The organism is Halovivax limisalsi (assembly GCF_023093535.1).
GTDB classification, from domain to species: domain Archaea; phylum Halobacteriota; class Halobacteria; order Halobacteriales; family Natrialbaceae; genus Halovivax; species Halovivax limisalsi.
The window spans coordinates 3,479,604-3,496,687 of record NZ_CP095757.1 but is presented as its reverse complement, the minus strand read 5'-3'; the positions used below and the strand labels follow the sequence as shown (position 1 = coordinate 3,496,687).

The window sequence follows — 17,084 nt, the reverse complement described above, 5'->3', positions numbered from 1 at the left end:
ACGACGAACGGGGAAAAGGTAGTGCGAGCGCAGTCGCGCGACGGCTGACGATCCTCGTCCGGACCGTCCGCCGTCTCCGGCCCGCTCAGGTGTCGAGTCCCAGGTCGTCGCTCGACATGGCGTTGCCCGCCGGCGGGACGCCCTTCGCCGTGATCGTCTCCCCGTTTATCAGCGAGGCGGCGGGGCTGACGAGGAACCGGACGATATCCGCGACCTCCTCGGGATGGCCGATGCGGCGGTCGGCCTCCTCGCGCGGCGGCATGGCCTCGTCGCCGATACCGTACGTCTCCGCGACGCCGGGCGTCTGGATCAGTCCCGGCGCCACGCAGTTGACCCGGACGCCGTCGCCCGCCCACTCGACCGCCAGGGTCTCCGTCAGGCGGATGATCGCCGCCTTCGCCGCGCCGTAGTGGCTCTCGCCGGGTGCGGCGTGCTGGCCGTTCACGCTCGAGAGGTTGACGATCGCCCCGCCGTCGCCCTCGCGCATGACCGCGCCGGCCAGGTGCGAGCAGTGGACGACGCTCGTCAGGTTGAGGTCGAGGATGGTCTCCCAGCCGTTCTGCGAGATGTCCTCGAAGGGGGCGACGAACTCGCCGCCGGCGTTGTTCACGAGGACGTCGATATCGCCGAACGCCTCGACCGTCTCGTCGACGAGGTCCTCGACCGCGTCGCGATCGCGGACGTCGCACTCGACGGCCAGCGCCGATCCGTCGGCCTCGGACTCGTCGATCGCGTCGGCGACCGGACCGATCCTGTCCATCGATCGCGAGCAGATCGCGACGTTCGCGCCGCCGGCCGCGAGCGTCTCCGCGATCGATCGCCCGATTCCCCGACTCGCACCGGTGACGATGGCGGTCTCGCCCGCCACGCCGAAGTCAGGTTCGTGCATCGTCGGTACCTCGACGCCGCGGGCGATAGACCTGGCGCTTCCGGTGGCCGGGGGTCCTGTTCCGGGCCGACGGGCTCCTCACGACGTCTTCCGCTCGACGAACGCTCGGAGTTCGTTCCGAGTCCCGGTCGCGGCGGTCTCGACGGCGTAGGCCGCACAGGCGTTTCCCAACGCGAGCGTCGTCTCCCAGTCCCAGCCGCGGACGCGACCGACCGCGAGGCCGGCGCTGAACCGGTCGCCCGCACCGGTTCGTCGTTGCGGATCGGCCACGTCGAGGGCTTCGACGACGATCACGCCGTCTCGCGTCGCGGCTGCCGCGAGGTCGACCTCGTGGAGGACGACGGCCGCGATCCCGGCGGCCTCGCGGACGCGACGCAGGTTCTCGCGAACGGTGCGATCGTGGCCCGACGCGCTCTCGATCGCCTCCACTGTCCCCTCGAGTTCGGCTCGGTTGACACTGTAGGCGACGTCCGTTCGCTCGTCGAGCTCGGCGAGCGCGTCGAGGAGGTCCCACACCGCTTCGTCGGATCGGCCGCTGACCGCGCCCGGGTCGAGGACGAACGCGCCGGCAGCGAGCGGCCCGGCCGCCAGGTCCTCGATCGCGTCGGTCAGGCCGTCGACCGAGGCCCAGTTACCGCAGCAGATCGCGTCGGCGTCGAGGGCGTCCCGGGCCGCGTCGAGAGTATCCTTGGCGCTCGCGGCGCCGGCAGCCGCTTCGAGAATGCGTAGCGACCAGCCCCGGACGTCGGCCGAGCGCTCGGCGAGCAGGCGGTCCGCGTCGTCGAACGCGAAGATCGAAATTCGGGACGGCTCACCCATCGAGTGTGTTTCCATCGCCAGATCTTCGAAGACCGGATCGTCGAGGTGGCCGTAACACACCGTCTCCGCCCCGAGTGCGCGGGCCTGTTTCGCCATGTTCACCGCCTGCCCGCCGCTCTCGCGTGCGGTGGGCTCGATCGGCACGGCCTCGTGATCCTCGCTCGCGAGCCGATCGGCGAACGCATCGCGCGTCGGTATCCGGTCGCCGCGCTCGTCGAACGCGTCGTAGTAGGTATCGACGCTGCCGTCCGGGAGCGCGACGATCCGCGGTTCACTCTCGTCGGTGGCGAGTCGCTCGGCGAGCGCGTCGTAGGTCATACGCGTCGGACGACGCCGGGGACCAAAACGTCCCGCGACCGTTACCGTGCGTCGTCGAGGCGCTCCTGTAACTCCCGAATTCGCGAGGCCAGTTCGATCGGCGCCGTCTCGTTCACGTCGAGCGATTCGAGTTCCGCGAGGACGGCCTCCGCCTCGGGATCGATCGCCGATTCGGTCGACGTGTCGTCCCCGTCAGCGTCGCCGGCGGTCGCGCCCGCCGCGTCGCCCCCGCCAGCGGCCGCGCCTCCGTCGGTCGTCGCCGGTTCGCGGGCCCCCGTCGAGACCCCCGGGCCGGTCTCGGCCGGCGTTCCCGACGCCGACTTCGTCTCCATCGTCCCGCTCTCCAGGTCGAAAACGGCCTGGACTGGTTCGGACGAGCCGCTCCCGCGGGCCTCGATGGCCTTCTCCGCGCGCAGGCGATCGAGCACGTCGCGGGCGCGGTCGACGACGGGGTCCGGAACGCCTGCCAATTCGGCGACGTGGATCCCGTAGGAGCGATCGGTCGCCCCCTCCCGGATGGTGCGCAGGAAGGTCACCTCGCCGTCGCGCTCGTCCGCGGCCACGTGGACGTTCGAGACGCGGGGCAGGTGCTCGGCCAGGCTCGTCAGCTCGTGGTAGTGCGTCGCGAAGAGCGTCTTCGCGCCGACCTCGTTGTGGAGGTACTCCGTGGCCGCCCAGGCGATGGAGATGCCGTCGTAGGTGGCGGTTCCCCGGCCCACCTCGTCCAGGATGACCAGCGAATCTTCCGTGGCGGCGTGGAGGATGTTCGAGAGCTCGCTCATCTCCACCATGAACGTCGAGCGGCCCTGGGCGAGCTCGTCGAGCGCGCCGACGCGGGTGAAGATGCCGTCGACGAGGCCGATCGCGGCCTCGCGAGCGGGGACGAAGCTGCCCACCTGGGCGAGCAGGACGATCAGGGCCACCTGCCGCATGTACGTCGACTTCCCCGACATGTTCGGGCCGGTCACCACGACGAAGCGCGGCTCGTCGCCCAGGCCCGCGGTCGTCCCCGACGCGTTTGTAGCGTCGCCCGCGCCGTCGCGGCCCCGGCCTTCGTCCACGCCGTCGCGGTTCCGTCCATCGTCGACTTCGTCGCGGCCCTGACCGTCTTCGACTCCGTCGCCGACCCGTCCCAGCCTGGCGTCGTTCGGAACGAACTCGGTCGTCTGCTCGACGACCGGGTGCCGGCCGGCCTCGACGTCGATGCCGTCGCCGTCGTGGAGGTCGGGGCGGACCCAGCCGTTCTCGGCGGCGTGGGTGGCCAGGCTGGCCAGGGCGTCGACGGTCGCGAGCGTGCGGCCGACGTCCTGCAGGAGCTCGGCGCGCTCGGCGACGCGCTCGCGGAGGTCACGGAACAGCTCGTACTCGAGGTCGTGGCGCCGCTCCTCGAGTCGGAGGATCTCGCGCTCTTTCTCCTCGAGCTCCGGCGTCGTGAACCGCTTCGAGCTCTTCAGCTGTTTGATCTCCTCGTAGTGCTCGGGAACGCCGTCCGCGGCCGAGCGGCCGACCTGGACGTAGTAGCCGTCGGTCTTGTTCCGGCCGACGCTGACGTGCGAGAGGCCGTGCTGGCTCGCCTCGCGATCGGCCAGACTGTCGAGCCACGCCTCGAGTTCCTCGTGGCGCTCGATCAACTCGTCCAGCTCGTCGTCGTAGCCCGGCTGGATCACCTCGCCCTGGGTGACCGTCGACGGCGGCTCGTCGGCGAGGGCGGCCTCGAGTGACGCGCGCAGCTCGGCCGCCGCCTCGCGATCGGGCTCGTCGACGATGGCGGCGAGCGGGGAGGCGGCGAGGTCGCTATCGTCCGCGATCACCTCGGCGATGCGGGGCAGGACCGAGAGCGTGTCGCGCACCGAGCAGAGGGCGCGGGCGTCGGCGCTGCCGTGGGTGGCCCGGCTGGCCAGCCGTTCGAGGTCGGCCGTCTCGGAAAGGGCTTCGCTGATCTCGTCGCGGGCGAGCGCCGCCGCGGCGAGGGCGGCGACGCTCTCCTGGCGCCGTTCGAGCGTCGCGAGCGACCGGCTCGGTCGGTTGAGCCACTCGGCGAGCAGGCGGGCGCCGGCGCTCGAGTCGGTGTGGTCGATGGTGTCGAAGAGCGAGCCCTCGCGCTCGCCCCCCATCGTCTCGGTGAGTTCGAGGTTGCGCTGGGTCGTCGCGTCGAGGGTGACGTGATCGTCGCCGCGGTGGGTCCGCAGGCGCGTCATCGAGGCCAGCACGCCCTCGGCCGTCTCCGCGACGTAGGACAGGACGGCGCCGGCCGCGGCCGCCGTCGGCTCGGGCAGGTCGAGGCGGTCGACCGGCCCGGCGCCGAACTGCTCGCGGACGGTGTGCGCGGCGCGCTTCGGCGCGAACGCCTCGGCCTCGTGCAGGCTGAGGGTGGCGTCGGTCCGCTCGCGCAACGCACCCAGCAGGTCGTCGTCGTTCCTGACACCCGGCCCCGGGAGGACCTCGACCGGGTCGAACCGGTAGCACTCGGTCAGCACATCCTCGACGTCGGCCGCGCTCGCGACGAGGAACTGCCCCGTCGTCACGTCGGCGAACGCGAGGCCGTAGGCGACGTCGTCCTCGATCGTGGTGCGGTCGCTCGTTGCCGTCTCACCGCCGCTCGACCACTCCGCGTGGGCGCCGCTCGCGCTCGAATCCAGGTCGACGCTCCGGTCGGCCGCGACGATCGCGGCGAGGTACTGCGCGTCGGCGTCGCGCGTCTCGAGCAACGTTCCCGGCGTGACGACGCGCTCGATCTCGCGGGCGTGGCCCGATTCCGTCTCGTACTGGTCGGCGACGGCAACGCGATGGCCCCGCTCTACCAGCGCCGTGAGGTACGGCGTCAGGTCGTCGTACGGCACGCCGGCCATCGGGTACGATTGGCCCTGCGAGGACTTCGAGGTCACCTTGAGATCGAGCTCGTCGCCGACGAGTTCGGCGTCCTCGCCGAAGAACTCGTAGAAGTCGCCAACCTGCATCGCGAGGACGTCTGCCTCGGTTCCGCTTTTCAACGAGAGGAACTCCCCCACGATCCCCGTCGCCTCGGTCATACGCGACCGGTGGGCGTCGACCGGGAAAACGGTGCGGGTTCGGCTCCGTGCCGGTTCGATCGGCGGACGGATCGGACCTCGATGGTAGCCTTCAGCCCTCACATCGGCGGTACGCAAACGATTAATTACATGCGGGGCAACCTCGAAATTGAGGGTATGGATCGGCGTGCGATACTCGCGGGCGCTGGTGTGGGGTTTTCGGTACTTATCGCGGGCTGCCTGCGGAATACAACGGATATGGCCGATCAAAAAAAAAATGAAATATCGATGTACGAACTCGTGCAGTTTACCGCTCCGGTCGGGTCCGCCGACTGGGCGGGCCACGCACTCGTCCGTCTCACCGACGTCTCGGAGCAGCCCGAACGGGCGGAAATCACGGGTATCGACGGATGGGGCGACGGGACCGTCCTGTCGGCCGAGATACGGCGCTAACCCTACGACTCGGGGCTACCATCCGGAGACGCTGAGTTCATACCGACGCCGAGCGACGAACCGGAGATCCGGCTCGTTCATGCTGCCGATACGACCCATTCGCTCGCACCGTCAGGTCTTCGAACCGTCCATCAATACCCTCGTCTCCGACTGCCGGTCAATCCGTCGAACAGGCCAGACCGACCAAATCGATACATTCGATTAGTCGATAGTGGGGCACGTGTTTCGCTCACTCGCCGGTCGACTGCGGGGCGGGGGATTCGGCGGCATCGGTCGCGGCGTCCGGCCGCGTCGATTCGGCGGCTGCGTACTCGTCGTAGCAGATCTCGAATCTGGCGCCACCCGCCGCCGACTCGGCGACCGACAGCGACCAGCCGTGGGCCTCGACGATCGTCCGGACGATGCTCAGCCCGAGGCCGGTGCCGTCCGCGTTCGTGGTGTACCCGGATTCGAGGATGGCTTCGCGGTCGCCCTCGGAAATTCCCGTGCCGTCGTCGGCGACGTAGAAGCCTCTCGTCCGTTCCGCCGAGTCCACGGCCCACTCCGCCGCGTCGGCTTCGTCGATCGTCCCCACGCTGACGGTGACGCCCTCGCCGCCGTGTTCTACAGCGTTCCGGAACAGGTTCTCGAACGCCTGGGTGAGTCGCGACTCGTCGGCGGCGACGCGGTGCTCGCCCGTTTCGATTTGCAGGGTCGCGTCGCCCGTATCGACGCCGTTCCAGGCCGCGGTGGCGAGCGTCCCCAGATCGACGAGCGTCCGGTCGGCGACTTCGTCGCCGTTTCTGGCGAGCGTGAGGACGTCCTCGATGATGGCCTCCATCCGGTCGAGCGAGCTTCCGACTTCGTCGATCTCGGGGTCGTCGTAGCGCTCTGCGAGCAGCGAGAGGTAGCCGTCGGCGACGTTGAGCGGATTCCGGAGGTCGTGGCTGACGACGCTGGCGAAGCGATCGAGCCGGTCGTTCTGTCGCTCGAGTTCGCGCTCGTACCGTTGCTGCTCGGTCACGTCGCGGATGATGAGGAGCTGGCCGATCCACCGGTCGCCGTCGAGCAGGGCCGTCGTGTCGACGGCGAGGTACTGCTGGTCGCCGCCTCGAGTGCGGCGGACGGTCGTCGAAGCGGTCGTCCGTTCGACGTCGGTGTCGTCCCGGTGTCCCGTGCCTCGTTCGGTGGCCCGATCGGTGCCGCGTTCGCCCGCTGGGCCGTCGCTTGCCGTGCCGCCAGCGGAGTCGGGGCCCCGAGGATCCCCTCGGAGCGGTCCATCGGCGAGCCAGTCGCAGATCGCCGTCGGTAAGACGGCGTCGGCAGGTTGGCCGAGCGACGTTCCCACGTCGCCGTTGCAGAGGTACGGAGCGGCCTGTGCGTTCGCGTCGAGGATCCGCCCGTCCCGGTCGAGGACGACGACGCCGTCGTTGATGTGTTCGACGACCGCGTCCCGAGCGATCGGTAAGATGTCGGTCAGTCGGTACCGGAACACGGCGACGGCGAGCGCGACGGCCGCGATGGCGAACCCGAGCGACGTCGGCTCGAGTTCGCTGTCCCCGAGGATGTAGAGGAGGTTACTCCCCCACGGCGCCACGGCGGCGATCATGAGCAACGTCGCCTGCCCTCGATAGAGTTCTCTCGATCGACCGATGAACCCGCCGAGGAGTACCGTCCCGACTGCCAGGAGGCCGTAGGAGTAGAGCACGTAGGCGGCGAACGCCGGCCCGTACGTTAACGCGTAGCCGACTGGCGTCGCGTCCGACGCGGCGATGTCGGTCCAGAGCAAGCGGTGCCAGGAGTTGGTCAGCGCGAGCAGGAATATCGCCACAGGGAGTGCGTAGAGCGCGGCCAGCCGACGACGTGAGAGTCGGTCGCCGCGTCCGGTGTAGACGACGATGAAGAGGAAGATGGTCGTCGGGACGATCGCGACGCCGAACCAGTGGACCGTCCTGATCCAGAGCATCGTCCACTCGCGACTGCTCGCGAGCATGCTCGCGAGATCGCCGCCGGTCCACAGCGCGATCCCGGCGGTCAGCACCGCGAGCACTCTCGTCTCGGCGTGCTCCGGATTTCGGAGGGCGAGAGCGGCGATGGCGACGCTCGTGACGGCGCCGATCGCGACGGCCACCATGTACGTGGTGGCGAGTACCGTCATTGCCCGATGATAGGCTGCCGACGATTTAACAGCAGCGGCCACTGTACGCCGTCGCTACCGGTTTCCGGACGGCCGGTCCGGGATACGCAGACTCCGGGCGGTGTCGACCGGATCCGTGCTGTGAGACCGACGCCGGCTTCGAACCGAGGCGTCTCGTACTACCGCTCGCGATCGGGATCGTACGTGACCTCGAACCTGGCTCCCCCGTCGACCGATTCGGCGACCGACAGCGACCAGCCGTGGGCCTCGACGATCGACCGGACGATGTCGAGGCCGAGCCCGGTGCCGTCCGCGTTCGTGGTGTACCCGGATTCGAGGATGGCTTCCCGCTCGCTTTCGGGGACGCCCACGCCGTCGTCCGCGACGTAGAAGCCGTTTAGCGGCATGGGTCCGGCTGGGCCGGCCCTCGCACTCGACCCGTCGGATCCGACCGCCTCGTCGATGGTTCCGACGGTCACGGTGAGGTCATCGTCGCCGTGTTCGACGGCGTCTTCGGAAGCGTCAGCTTCCGAACGGCTCGCGGAATTGTGTTCCACGGCGTTGCGAAACAGGTTCTCGAACGCCTGCGTGAGCCTCGATTCGTCGGCGGTGAGGCGGTGGTCGCCCGTCTCGATCCGCAACGTCGCCTCGTCGGTCTCGACGCTGTTCCAGGCTCTCTCGGCGAGTGTCGAGAGAAGAACCGACGATCGGTCGTCGACGGTGTCGCCCTGTCTGGAGAGGGTTAGCACGTCCTCGATGATGACCTCCATCCGCCTCAGTGACGCCTCGATCTCGTCGATCTCGGCGTCGTCGCGTCGTTCGGCGAGGATCGAGAGGTACCCCTCGGCGACGTTGAGCGGGTTGCGCAGGTCGTGGCTGACGACGCTGGCGAAGCGATCGAGCCGTTCGTTCTGGCGCTCGAGTTCGCGTTCGTATCGGCGACGTTCGGTGACGTCGCGGGCGATGAGCAGCCGGCCGACGGATCGGTCCTGGCGATCCGAAAGCGACGTCACGTCGACGGCGAGATACCGGAGGCCTTGCCGGGTGTAGACGGTCACTTCGGCCGACCGCTCGCGGACGGAGCCGTCGGATTCGACCAGCGGATCCGGGAACACCGCCGCCGCGGGTCGGCCGACGAGCGAGTCGTCGCCGTCGTCGCCGAACAGCCGCCGGCCGCCGGGGTTGACGTCCACCAGGCGGTCCGTCCCGTCGAGGACGAAGACGCCGTCGGTGATGTTGTCGACGACGGTGTCGCGGGCCACCGGGATGACGTCCGCGAACCGGTAGCGAACCATCGCGAGGCCGAGCGCGGCGGTCGTCACGCTGAACGAGAGCGGCGTCAGATCCTTCGCGAAGAGACCGGAAACGTACAGGACGTTCCCGAGCCAGGGGGCGGCGATTGCCAGGACGAGCGCAGCCGCCTGGCCTCGGTAGATGCTTCGCGAGCGGATCAGGAAGCCGAGGAGGAAGACGGTAGTCAGCGCGACGAGCGTGTAGGCGTAGACCGTGTAGGCGACAAACGCCGGCCCGTGAGCCACTTCGAACCCGATCAGCGTCTCGGGCGCGGGCTCGACGCTCGACCAGATGAGCCCGTGTGCGCCGTTCGTCAGGACCAGTGCGTACGTGATCACCGGAACGATCGCCAGCCCGGCGATGACCGGCGCGGTGGCGTATCGCTCGCGGCCGGTGTAGCGGAGGACGTAGACGAACAGCGCCGTCGGAACGGTGACCGTGCCGATCCAGCCGAGCTGTGCCGACCGAACGCTGGCCGTGAGCGACGAGGCGTACACTGTGAGAAAGTCTCCGAGGAGCCAGACCGCCATCGCGACGGCGATGATGGCGAGCACCGTGGCGCCCGTCTCCGTCCGGTTCCGGATCGCGGAGACGCCGATGACCACGCTGACGAGCGTCGCCACCGCGAGCAGGATGAAGTAGACCGACTGCGCTGACAATTCCATCGCCGAGTGCACCGCGCGCCCGTTTCTTAGTGCTACTGGCCACGCTGACGACCGTGCACGGATCCTCGAGCAAAATCTGTGCTCCGGGCCGACGTGCCGGATCCGCGTCGGATCGGTCACCGCACGCGAGGTCGCTCTAACCGCCCCGCGATCACGTCCGTATAGTATCTGGGCTCGAGTCAGTATCTTACATCCGCCCGTCGTTTCGATCTGGCGCTCGTTCGACCGTTCTACCGACGAGTGAGGGTCGACGACACAACGGGGGCGCGGTCAGTACAGCGTGGCGCCGAGCGAGACGTCGATCCCGTCGTCCGGCGAGACGAGGACGGGATAGCCCTCGTCGCTCGGAACGCCGACGGTCAGCGCCTCCGATTTGAAGCCCGCGATGCGGACCGATCCCAGGTTCGTCGCGCAGAGCACCCGCCGCCCCACGAGGTCCTCCGGATCGTAGTGGTAGTCGAGCTGGGCCGCCGACTGGATCTCCTCGTCGCCGAGATCGATCCGCAGTTTCGTCATGGCCGCCTTGTTCGTCTCGGGGAACGACTCCGCGTCGATCACCTCGCCGACCTCGAACTCGGTCTCGAACGGACTGTCGACCATACGCCCCGATTCGTCGGGGCGGATAAAAAGCTCCTCACCGGGGCAGTTCTATCGGTTCCGAACTCGCCTCGGTCACTGCTGGGTCTTGCGGAGTCGTCCTGCCACCCGAGGGAGGCTCACTCGATGCTTCGCCGATCGGCCTGCGGATTGACCGCGCCGGGTCCCCGCCCGACGTCGTAGTGGGCCTCGATGGCGCGGGCGACGAAGTCCGTCGCGTCGCCGACGGCCTCGAGGAGGTCCTCGCCGCGGGCCAACCGAGCGGCGATCGCGGCCGAGAACGTACAGCCGGAGCCGTGGGTCGCGTCGGTGTCGACGCGCTCGTGCTCGAATGTCGCGACGATCGCCCCGTCATCGCGAGAGATGTCCACGCCCGACGCGCCGGCGTCGGGATCGACGGCGTTCGGGTCGGCCACGAGCACGTCCGTGACCGTCTCGCCGGGGACGTGGCCCCCTTTGACCAGCGCGGCGTCGACACCGAGAGTGAGCAGTTCGCGTCCGGCCGCCACGGCGTCCGCGACGTCGGCGATCTCGACGTCCGTGAGCACCGTCGCCTCGTCCGCGTTGGGCGTGACGACCGTCGCCTCGGCGATCAGCGCCTCGTAGGCCGCCTCGGCGTCCCGATCGAGGAGGCGGTCGCCCGACGTGGCGACCATAACGGGGTCGACGACGAGGGGGAACGCGACGGACGACGCTCGCTCGGCCACGAGCTCGACGATGTCGGCCGTGGCGAGCATGCCCGTCTTGGCCGCGCCGACGGCGAAGTCGTCGGCGACGGCGTCGAACTGGGCCGCCACCGCCTCGCGTGAGAGCACGTGCGAGGACTCGACGCCGCGGGTGTGCTGGGCCGTCACGGCGGTGATCGCGGACGCACCGAAGACGTCGTGGGCTGTAAACGTCGAGAGATCCGCCTGGATGCCGGCACCGCCGCCGGAGTCGCTCCCGGCGATCGTCAGTGCGACGGGCGGCGCGGTCGGCGTCGGTTCGATCATACCCGGAGATACCATCCGGTGGTACAAATCAGTGGTGGACCTGCGGGCCCGACGGTGATGGATCGCCAGCCTCGGGAGGCCCGGTTTGTCGTCACTCGATCACGTCGACTCCCGTCAGGTCGAACCGGGCGCCGCCGCCCTCGCTCTCGGTTACTGACTCGTCCCAGCCGTGGGCCGCGGCGATCTCCGAGACGATCGCCAGCCCGAAGCCCGTGCCGCCGTCCGACGTGGTGAACCCGCTCTCGAAGATCTGGTCGCGCTCGGCCGGGGGGATACCGTCGCCGTCGTCGGCCACGTAGAACCCGCCGTCGCGGTCCCCGATCGTGACCGTCACCTCCGCGCCGCCGTGTTCTATCGCGTTGCGAACGAGATTCTCGAGGAGCTGCCTCAGCCTGACCTCGTCGGCCCGGACGACTCGGTCGGTTTCGACGGAGAGCGTCGCGTCGTCGGTATCGACGGTGCCCCAGGCCTGTCTGCCGGCGGTTTCGAGGTCGACGGCTCGCAGTTCGTCGACACTGTTTCCCTCCCTCGCGAGGGTCAGGAGGTTCTCCATCAGCGCGTCCATTCGATCGAGGGCGGACTCGATCTCCGCGACGTGCTCGCTCTCGCAGTCCGCACTCAGGAGGTCGAGTTGCCCCTTCGCGACGGTGAGCGGGTTCCGCAGGTCGTGGGAGATGACGGTCGCGAACTCGTTGAGTCGATCGTTCTTTCGCTCGAGTTCGTCGGTCCGCTCGCGGAGCGCCTCGGTTCGCGCCCGCAGTTCGTGCTCGTTCTCGATCCGCGCCAACTGTTCGATCGCGTGCGAGAGGAGCAGTTCGACGAGTTCCAGGTCCCGTTCGTCGAACGCGCCCGGGTCCTTCGTGACCGTCTGAAAGACGCCGTACGCGCCGATCGGTACGGAGAGCGCGGAGCGAAACGCCGAGTCCGCGGGCGCGGCGCCCTCGGCGTGCAGGTCGTCGACGAGACTCGCCTCGCCGGTCCGGAACGCCTCGGCGGCCAGGTTGTCCTCGGCGTCGACCGGCGTCGTGTCGTAGTACTGCTCGGCAGAGAGGTGCGTGGAGATGGCCTGCGGGACGAGTTCGTCGCCCTCCCTGGCGTCAGCGATGGCGATGTCGAACTCGAGGATGGATTCGGCGGCGTCGACGACCGTCTCGTAGACGGATTCCGGCGTCTCGCACGAGTCGATGTCCGTCGCGACGGCGTGTAACGCCTCGATCTTCTCGTTCTGCCTCGCGAGGTGGCGGTCGCGGTCACGCCGACCGACGACGGCGGTCTCGATGCGGTCCGCCAGGCGCTCGGTGGCGTTCCCGTCGGTTCCCTCGCGCAGGTAATCGGTGGCACCCGCAGCGATCGCCTCGCTCGCGACGTCCTCCCCCGCTCGACCCACGACCAGGATGAACGGGAGTCGGTCGTCGCCCCGCCTGATCGCACGGAGCAGGTCGAGGTCGCCGCCGTCCGGGAGCCGGGTCGTCGAGACGACACAGTCGAACGCCGCCCGTTCGAGGTGGGTCCGTGCGTTCTCCACCCCTTCCGCGCTCTCGACGCTGAACCGGTCGTCCGCCCGCTCGAGCGTCGCGGTGCGGTGGCCCGAATCCGGATCGTCGTCCACGTACAGGATCCGGATCGTTTCGTGCATGGCCGCCCTTTCCCGTCGACCGAAAAAGCCGTTTTGATACGGAATGGCGCCCGTTTTCGGCGGTTATGGGCGTTGGAGGGAGCGGCCAGTTTACGCCGAATCGGAGACGGCCGCGACGGCGTCCATCGCCCGGTCGACCTTTGCAACGTCGGCGTTGTATCCCATGTGCCCGATCCGGAGAACATCGTCGGCCAGGTCGCCGAGGCCAGTCGCCAGGACGACGTCTTCCTCCTCGGCGACCCGGCGCTGGATCCGGCTCGCCTCGCCCGGCAGGCGGAACGCCGTGACGGTCGGACTCGCCCGCTCGCCGTCGGGATACGGTTCGAGGCCGAGGTCGGCGCCGCGCTCCCGACAGCGCTCGGTGGCGGCCGCGTGGCGCTCGTAGACGGCGTCGAGCCCCTCCTCGAGCAGTCGGTCGAGCGCCGCGTCGAGGGCGGCGACGTTCGCGTCGAGATGGGTGTAGGGAAAGTCCTCGGAGACGTCGCGCCAGGGCCGGAAGTTGGTGTACAGCGAGTCCGGGTCGCGCTCGGCCACCAAGTCCCACGCGCGATCGCTGATCGCGGCGGTCGTCAGCCCCGGCGGGGCGGAGAAGCACTTCTGGGACGCGCCGAGGCAGACGTCGATCCGGTCGGTCGGGACGGGCACCCCGCCGAGCGACGAGACGGCGTCGACGACCGAGGGGACGTCGTGGGCCTCGAGCCGATCGAGAACGGGACCGAGGTCGTTGAGCGTCCCCGTCGGCGTCTCGCAGTGGACCATCGTCGCGAGCGCGAACGGTTCGCCCGCGTCCGCCGCCGATTCGAGCGCTTCGTCGATCGCGTCGAAATCGTAGCCCTCGTCGAACGGCGCCGAGACGAGTTCCGCCTCGCCGTCGTACGAGTCGACGAAGTCGGCGAAGCCGTCGCCGTAGAGCCCGTTCGAGATGCAGAGGACGCGATCGCCGGGCGCGACCAGCGACGCGATCGCCGCCTCGAGTCCGAGGATGCCCTCGCCGCCCATCACGACTACGTCGTGGTCGGTATCGTAGATCGTCGCGAGTTTCTCGCAGACGGCCTCGTAACGCTCGCGAAACGATGGGTCGATGTCCGGGTTCGGCTGCGGTTCGGCCATCGCCTCCCTGACCGACGGCGGAACGGCCGTCGGCCCTGGCGTGAAGAGCATGGGTCGGTCTGCGTCGCGCACGCAGGTGCCAGTTTCGGTCGGGTGCGCGAACCGGCCAGGCTCGGGGGCCGTCACTCCCGGTCGCGCGACCTCCCCTCGTCGTCGGCCGCCGGCAGGCCGAAGGAGAACGTCGCTCCCTCGCCCGGGTCCGATTCGACCCGGATCTCGCCCCCGTGGCGCTCGACGATCCGCCGCGTCAGTGCGAGTCCGATCCCCGTCCCCGGATGCTCGTCGTGCGTGTGGAGTCGCTGGAAGACGTCGAAGATGCGCTCCTGGTCGTCCGGATCGATTCCGATACCGTCGTCACGAACGGAGACGATCCAGTCGTCGCCGTCGCGCTCGGCGGAAATCTCGATCGTCGGCGGTTCGTCGCCGCTGTACGCGATCGCGTTCTCGAGCAGGTTCTGGAACACCTGTCGCAACTGGCTGGCGTCGCCGCGGACGCGGGGCAGGCGCTCGGCCGAGATCTCCGCGTCGCTCTCCGCGATCCGCACTTCCAGATCGCGTCGAACGTCCTCGAGGACGTCGTTCAGGTCGATCGGTTCGAACGGATCGCCCCGCGTTTCGACTCGCGAGTACTCCAGCAGGCCGTCGATCATCTCCCGCATCCGCTCGGCGCCGTCGACGGCGAACTCGAGGAACTCCCGGCCGTCGGCGCCGAGTTCGTCACCGTAGCGTCGCTCGAGCAGCTGGAGGTAGCTGGTCACCATCCGCAGCGGTTCCTGCAGGTCGTGCGAGGCCGCGTAGGCGAACGTCTCCAGTCGCTCGTTCGACGACTCGAGGCGACGGCGATATTCGGTGCGCTCGGTGACGTCCTGCACCACGAGCATGCCGGCGTAGATGTCGCCGTCGGCGTCGTGGACGGGAAGCGCGTGCGCGTTCAGGTGCCGGTCGCCGAACTCGAGGTCGAACGAGTTCGATTCCCCCTCGAAGACAGCTCGCAGGTACGGTTCGATCCGGTCGGCGGTCGCGTCGGGGTATCGATCGATCACCCGCTCGCCGACGACCTCGTCCGGGTCGCGTCCCACCTCGTCGAGCAGTTCACCCCCGACGACGGAGTAGGTGTACTCCTCGTCGAAGAGTCCGACCGCACCGTTCGGGAAGTTCTCGACGAGGGTTCGGTATCGACGCTCGCTCTTCTCGAGCGCGCGTTCGCGAGCGACTCGCTCGGAAATGTCCCTGACGACGCCGCAGCGGCCGTGTTCGTCGCCGATCGGAAACGGCGCGATCCGGCTCTCGGCGGGAAACGCTTCGTCGGCCTTCGGCTGCAGGTTCAGGTCGATCTTCCCGACCTCTCGGTCGCCGGCTACGATGTCGGCGACGGCCGCCTCCGCCTGCGTCGTGACGTCCTCCTCGTGGACGATCGTCGCGTGGCTCCCGAGCAGTTCGTCCCGCCGGTAGCCGGTCATCGCGCAGAACGCCTCGTTGACCAAGACGAAGTGGCCGTCCGCGTCGACCGCGTAGATGCCGTCGTCGACGGTTTCGACGATCGTCTCGTAGCGTTCCAGTTCCCGCTCGCGCTCCGTGCGGTCGGTCACGTCGCGGAAGTACACCGAGATGCCCGTCTCGGACGGATAGAGGTTCGCCTCCACCCAGATGCCGAGTTCCTCGTGATAGAGCTCGTAGCTGGTCACCGCCTGGTCGGTCAGCGCGGTGTCGAACGCCTCCCGAACGGCGGCCATCTCGGACGCTTCGGGGAAGACCTCCCAGAGGGATTCGTCAATCAGTTCGTCTGCGCTCCGCTGGAGGAGCGTTTCCGCGCGCTCGTTGACGTGCGTGAATCGAAACGCCTCGTCGACGGCGAAGAAGGCGTCGGAGATTCGGCCGAAGACGCGCTCGAGTTCGCTCTCCAGCTCCCGCTCGCGCTCGTAGCGCTCTGTCGTGTCCCGCGCGACGATCAGGTAGCCCCGGTGGGTCCCGGCATCGTCCCGGATCGCCGTGATCGTCTCGTCCGCCCGGAACCGTCCGCCGTCCGCCGTGCGTCGCCAGCCCTCGACCTCGACCGAGCCCGTCTCGATCGCCCGCCGCAGGTTCCGCCGCGGGACGCCGGTCTCGCGATCGGCGTCGGTGTAGAACGTCGAGACGTGCTCGCCGAGGATCGCGGGCGCTTCGTGGCCGACGATCTCCTTCGCGCCCTCGTTCCAGCTGATCACGCGGCCGTCCGTATCGAGGCGATAGATCGCGTACCCCTCGACGGCGTCGACCAGCGACTGGAACCGATCCTCGCTCTCTTCGAGGGCGCCTTCCGACGCCTTCCGCTCGGTGATGTCGTAGTAGAGCTCGATCCGACCGCCGGCGTACTGGCCCGATTCGATCGGTTTGCTCCGGTGTTCGAGCCAGCGCCCCTCGCGATTCGGCCCGGGCGTCACGCGGCACTCGAACTCCTCGATGTAACTGTTGTCGTCGTACGTCGCCAGGACTCGCTCGGCGAAGGCGTCGGGATCGGCGACACGGTCGGTGATGCGTTCTCGCACGAGCCGCCGCTTGTCACGTCCGATCAGGGACTCCCGTTCCAGCCCGAAGTACTCCTCGATGGTCTCGTCGACCCACGCGACTGAGAACGTCTCGTCGAGGACGAAAACGCCGATGTTCGCCTCGTCGAGGACGTTCGTCATCGAGTCGTAGGACGCCTGCGCGGACTCGAGGGTGGCCAGCCGCTGGGTCTTCTCGGAGATGTCCCGGACGACGCCGATCGTCCCGGCGAACTCCCCCGAATCGATCAGCAGGTTGACCCGCAACTCGCAGGGGACCGTCCCGCCGTCGGCCGTCTGGATGCCGAGTTCGAAGGTGGAGATGGGTCCGTCCTCCGCGTCGAGCTGCCGCGTGATTTCGCGCGCAATGCGCGTCACGTCCTCGTCGGTCAGCAGGATCGAGACGTGCTCGCCGACGAGTTCCTCGCGGGCGTAGCCCGTCGTCTCGACGACGACGTCGTTGACGGCGACGAAGCGCCCCTCCGCGTCCAGCTGGTAGAGACCGTCGTCGATCGTGTTGACGAGCGTTCGATACCGATCCAGGGCAACCTCGTCGTCGACGGCGCCCCAGAACGGCTCGTCGGTGGCTCCCGGACGCGTATTCATACGTCTTCTCACCAGCGTCACACGGTTAAATCACCGGTCGAGTTCGAATATCGACACGTA

At 68.8% G+C, this 17,084-nt stretch carries 11 protein-coding genes; 1 reads left to right on the top strand and 10 read right to left on the bottom strand.

The annotated features are described in order from the left end of the window. Positions 1–85 precede the first annotated feature (85 nt). The 3 genes from MXA07_RS16265 to mutS form a co-directional block, all read right to left on the bottom strand. Positions 86–889, bottom strand: a complete 804-nt coding sequence (locus MXA07_RS16265) for an SDR family NAD(P)-dependent oxidoreductase (RefSeq protein WP_247729647.1) — start codon at positions 887–889, stop codon at positions 86–88. Between the two features lie 78 nt (positions 890–967). Continuing rightward, positions 968–2,026 carry a PfkB family carbohydrate kinase gene (locus MXA07_RS16260; protein ID WP_247729646.1) on the bottom strand — a complete coding sequence of 353 codons (1,059 nt, stop codon included), beginning with the start codon at positions 2,024–2,026 and terminating at the stop codon, positions 968–970. A gap of 41 nt (positions 2,027–2,067) precedes the next feature. Further along, positions 2,068–5,055 carry a DNA mismatch repair protein MutS gene (gene mutS / locus MXA07_RS16255; RefSeq protein ID WP_247729645.1) on the bottom strand — a complete coding sequence of 996 codons (2,988 nt, stop codon included), beginning with the start codon at positions 5,053–5,055 and terminating at the stop codon, positions 2,068–2,070. Between the two features lie 267 nt (positions 5,056–5,322). Between mutS and MXA07_RS16250 the strand changes: the two genes are divergently transcribed. Beyond that, the gene (locus MXA07_RS16250) at positions 5,323–5,487 is read left to right on the top strand and encodes a hypothetical protein (protein WP_247729644.1); all 165 of its coding nucleotides are present in this window, start codon (positions 5,323–5,325) and stop codon (positions 5,485–5,487) included. Positions 5,488–5,716: 229 nt separating this feature from the next. On the opposite strand, the gene MXA07_RS16245 is transcribed toward MXA07_RS16250, so the two are convergent. The 7 genes from MXA07_RS16245 to MXA07_RS16215 form a co-directional block, all read right to left on the bottom strand. Continuing rightward, entirely contained in the window at positions 5,717–7,624 is a 1,908-nt protein-coding gene (locus tag MXA07_RS16245) for a histidine kinase N-terminal 7TM domain-containing protein (protein ID WP_247729643.1), read from the bottom strand. A gap of 158 nt (positions 7,625–7,782) precedes the next feature. After that, positions 7,783–9,561 (bottom strand): sensor histidine kinase, encoded by a 1,779-nt coding sequence (locus MXA07_RS16240; protein WP_247729642.1) that lies wholly within the window; start codon positions 9,559–9,561, stop codon positions 7,783–7,785. A gap of 270 nt (positions 9,562–9,831) precedes the next feature. Further along, positions 9,832–10,161, bottom strand: a complete 330-nt coding sequence (locus MXA07_RS16235; RefSeq protein ID WP_247729641.1) for a tRNA-binding protein — start codon at positions 10,159–10,161, stop codon at positions 9,832–9,834. A gap of 116 nt (positions 10,162–10,277) precedes the next feature. Further along, positions 10,278–11,150 carry a bifunctional hydroxymethylpyrimidine kinase/phosphomethylpyrimidine kinase gene (gene thiD / locus MXA07_RS16230; RefSeq protein WP_247729640.1) on the bottom strand — a complete coding sequence of 291 codons (873 nt, stop codon included), beginning with the start codon at positions 11,148–11,150 and terminating at the stop codon, positions 10,278–10,280. A 91-nt stretch (positions 11,151–11,241) separates the two neighbouring features. After that, entirely contained in the window at positions 11,242–12,786 is a 1,545-nt protein-coding gene (locus tag MXA07_RS16225) for an ATP-binding response regulator (protein WP_247729639.1), read from the bottom strand. Positions 12,787–12,876: 90 nt separating this feature from the next. Further along, positions 12,877–13,947, bottom strand: a complete 1,071-nt coding sequence (locus MXA07_RS16220; RefSeq protein ID WP_247729638.1) for a pyridoxal-phosphate-dependent aminotransferase family protein — start codon at positions 13,945–13,947, stop codon at positions 12,877–12,879. Between the two features lie 71 nt (positions 13,948–14,018). Next, on the bottom strand, positions 14,019–17,024 hold the full coding sequence (locus MXA07_RS16215) for a PAS domain S-box protein (protein ID WP_247729637.1): 3,006 nt from the start codon (positions 17,022–17,024) through the stop codon (positions 14,019–14,021). Between the last annotated feature and the right edge of the window lie 60 nt (positions 17,025–17,084).

Coding starts and splice junctions, on each gene's coding strand:
- MXA07_RS16265 (WP_247729647.1), bottom strand. CDS start 889: ATGCACGAACCTGACTTCGGCGTGGCGGGCGAGACCGCCATCGTCACC.
- MXA07_RS16260 (WP_247729646.1), bottom strand. CDS start 2,026: ATGACCTACGACGCGCTCGCCGAGCGACTCGCCACCGACGAGAGTGAA.
- mutS (WP_247729645.1), bottom strand. CDS start 5,055: ATGACCGAGGCGACGGGGATCGTGGGGGAGTTCCTCTCGTTGAAAAGC.
- MXA07_RS16250 (WP_247729644.1), top strand. CDS start 5,323: ATGTACGAACTCGTGCAGTTTACCGCTCCGGTCGGGTCCGCCGACTGG.
- MXA07_RS16245 (WP_247729643.1), bottom strand. CDS start 7,624: ATGACGGTACTCGCCACCACGTACATGGTGGCCGTCGCGATCGGCGCC.
- MXA07_RS16240 (WP_247729642.1), bottom strand. CDS start 9,561: ATGGAATTGTCAGCGCAGTCGGTCTACTTCATCCTGCTCGCGGTGGCG.
- MXA07_RS16235 (WP_247729641.1), bottom strand. CDS start 10,161: ATGGTCGACAGTCCGTTCGAGACCGAGTTCGAGGTCGGCGAGGTGATC.
- thiD (WP_247729640.1), bottom strand. CDS start 11,150: ATGATCGAACCGACGCCGACCGCGCCGCCCGTCGCACTGACGATCGCC.
- MXA07_RS16225 (WP_247729639.1), bottom strand. CDS start 12,786: ATGCACGAAACGATCCGGATCCTGTACGTGGACGACGATCCGGATTCG.
- MXA07_RS16220 (WP_247729638.1), bottom strand. CDS start 13,947: ATGCTCTTCACGCCAGGGCCGACGGCCGTTCCGCCGTCGGTCAGGGAG.
- MXA07_RS16215 (WP_247729637.1), bottom strand. CDS start 17,024: ATGAATACGCGTCCGGGAGCCACCGACGAGCCGTTCTGGGGCGCCGTC.